The following is a 2,944-nucleotide window of genomic DNA, read 5'->3' on the forward strand; positions in this document are numbered from 1 at the left end:
TCGGCCTCGCGCTCTTTGACATCGTGAACGAACGGAAGGGATGCGCAGGCGGCGGTACGTCTGTTGCGACAGATGGAAATCTGCCAGCGCATTCTACGCAACTACCCGGATCGACTTCGGTCGATCATAAGGTAAGTGACGCAGTAGCGTTTTGCAGGTTCCATCCGTCAAGATCAACATGAGAGTTTGATCCTGGCTCAGAACGAACGCTGGCGGCAGGCCTAACACATGCAAGTCGAACGCTCTCTTCGGAGAGAGTGGCGCACGGGTGAGTAACGCGTGGGAAACTGCCCTGGAGTGGGGGATAACCGCTGGAAACGGCGGCTAATACCGCATACGCCCTACGGGGGAAAGATTTATCGCTCCAGGATGTGCCCGCGTCGGATTAGGTAGTTGGTGGGGTAACGGCCCACCAAGCCGACGATCCGTAGCTGGTCTGAGAGGATGATCAGCCACACTGGGACTGAGACACGGCCCAGACTCCTACGGGAGGCAGCAGTGGGGAATATTGGACAATGGGCGCAAGCCTGATCCAGCCATGCCGCGTGAGTGAAGAAGGCCTTCGGGTTGTAAAGCTCTTTCAGAAGTGACGATGATGACGGTAACTTCAGAAGAAGCCCCGGCTAACTTCGTGCCAGCAGCCGCGGTAATACGAAGGGGGCAAGCGTTGTTCGGAATTACTGGGCGTAAAGCGCGCGTAGGCGGTGTGCATAGTCAGGGGTGAAATCCCGGGGCTCAACCTCGGAATTGCCTTTGATACTGGCACGCTTGAATCCGTGAGAGGGTGGTGGAATGGCCAGTGTAGAGGTGAAATTCGTAGATATTGGCCGGAACACCAGTGGCGAAGGCGGCCACCTGGCGCGGTATTGACGCTGAGGCGCGAAAGCGTGGGGAGCAAACAGGATTAGATACCCTGGTAGTCCACGCCGTAAACGATGAGTGCTAGCTGTTGGCCTGCTTGCAGGTCAGTGGCGCAGCTAACGCATTAAGCACTCCGCCTGGGGAGTACGGCCGCAAGGTTAAAACTCAAAGGAATTGACGGGGGCCCGCACAAGCGGTGGAGCATGTGGTTTAATTCGAAGCAACGCGCAGAACCTTACCAGCCCTTGACATGGGGATCGCGGTGTCAGAGATGACACTTTCAGTTCGGCTGGATCCCGCACAGGTGCTGCATGGCTGTCGTCAGCTCGTGTCGTGAGATGTTGGGTTAAGTCCCGCAACGAGCGCAACCCTCGCCCTTAGTTGCCAGCATTGAGTTGGGCACTCTAGGGGAACTGCCGATGACAAGTCGGAGGAAGGTGGGGATGACGTCAAGTCCTCATGGCCCTTACGGGCTGGGCTACACACGTGCTACAATGGCATCTACAATGGGCAGCCACACGGCGACGTGGAGCTAATCTCCAAAAGATGTCTCAGTTCGGATTGCACTCTGCAACTCGAGTGCATGAAGTCGGAATCGCTAGTAATCGTGGATCAGCATGCCACGGTGAATACGTTCCCGGGCCTTGTACACACCGCCCGTCACACCATGGGAGTTGGCTTTACCCGAAGACGGTGCGCCAACCGCAAGGAGGCAGCCGGCCACGGTAAGGTCAGCGACTGGGGTGAAGTCGTAACAAGGTAGCCGTAGGGGAACCTGCGGCTGGATCACCTCCTTTCAAGGAAGCAGGAGCGGCAACGCTCTCGCTGCTTGACACACACTACCTGGACGCACCGCCGTCTTCGCATCCCTTCCCGATCGATCAACCAGGCACTCCTGTTGCCGCACGCCCTGGCGTGTGAGCGGGCCTGTAGCTCAGGTGGTTAGAGCGCACCCCTGATAAGGGTGAGGTCGCTAGTTCGAGTCTAGCCAGGCCCACCAGTTGTTTTAGGCGCTCAGGCGCCGCGCCGCCGGCTTGTCGCCGGTGTTTTCGTCTCGCGACAGCGAGCCGAAAAGGGCTCACGCCGCATCCGCGGCGCCGATGCAGTCGCATCGGTTTGGTGCTTCGCGACAACAAAGAGCGCAGGCAGGAGACGCGGCCGAGGCTGCGAGGGTCATCGACGTTGCCACAGCGGGGGCGTAGCTCAGCTGGGAGAGCATCCGCTTTGCAAGCGGAAGGTCGTCGGTTCGAACCCGTCCGCCTCCACCAACACCTGACAGATCGATCGAGGGAAACCATTTCCGGCCCAGCCGGGAAGCTGATCCGAAGCCGCCGTGCTTCGGTCTTCCGTTCGCTCTTGGACATCGTGAAGAGGTCATTGTGAAGCGGTCTGCCCGTCATGCCAAAGGCATGCAGCCTAAGGCAGTGTGCCATCCCCGGCACATCTGACGGGCGGATCAATGAAATGTTCGGCATGCCGCTCATCCTTCGGCATGCCGAGCGGGAACGCATCTTTGATGGAGAGCATTGTCGCGCCGGGCTTGTCCCTGCGGACGGTGCTTGAAGTATGAGAAGGGCATCTGGTGGATGCCTTGGCGTCAAGAGGCGATGAAGGACGTGACACCCTGCGATAAGCTTCGGGGAGCCGGGAGTAGGCTTTGATCCGAGGATTTCCGAATGGGGAAACCCACCCTTAGGGGTATCCCATGCTGAATACATAGGCATGGGAGGCGAACCGGGCGAACTGAAACATCTAAGTAGCCCGAGGAAAGGACATCAACCGAGACTCCGCTAGTAGTGGCGAGCGAACGCGGACTAGCCCAGTGGCATATGTTTAAGAACCGGAACGGCATGGAAAGGCCGGCCAGAGCGGGTGATAGCCCCGTACGGGTAGAAAGAGCATATGTCCTCGAGTAGGGCGGGACACGTGAAATCCTGTCTGAACATGGGGGGACCACCCTCCAAGGCTAAGTACTCCTTGACGACCGATAGTGCACCAGTACCGTGAGGGAAAGGTGAAAAGCACCCCGACAAGGGGAGTGAAAGAGAACCTGAAACCGGATGCCTACAAGCAGTCGGAGCCC

Annotated in this window: 2 tRNA genes and 2 rRNA genes; all 4 read left to right on the top strand. The window is 58.5% G+C overall.

What is annotated here, in order from left to right:
• Nucleotides 1-174 precede the first annotated feature (174 nt).
• Nucleotides 175-1,658, top strand: a 16S ribosomal RNA gene (locus tag C882_RS20335).
• A gap of 126 nt (nt 1,659-1,784) precedes the next feature.
• Nucleotides 1,785-1,861: transfer RNA gene (locus C882_RS20340), tRNA-Ile, on the top strand.
• Nucleotides 1,862-2,053: 192 nt separating this feature from the next.
• Nucleotides 2,054-2,129 (top strand) — tRNA-Ala (locus tag C882_RS20345).
• A gap of 291 nt (nt 2,130-2,420) precedes the next feature.
• Nucleotides 2,421-2,944, top strand: a 23S ribosomal RNA gene (locus C882_RS20350); the annotation flags it as partial.

The sequence above is a fragment of the Caenispirillum salinarum AK4 genome (assembly GCF_000315795.1).
Taxonomy (GTDB): Bacteria; Pseudomonadota; Alphaproteobacteria; order Rhodospirillales; family Rhodospirillaceae; genus Caenispirillum; species Caenispirillum salinarum.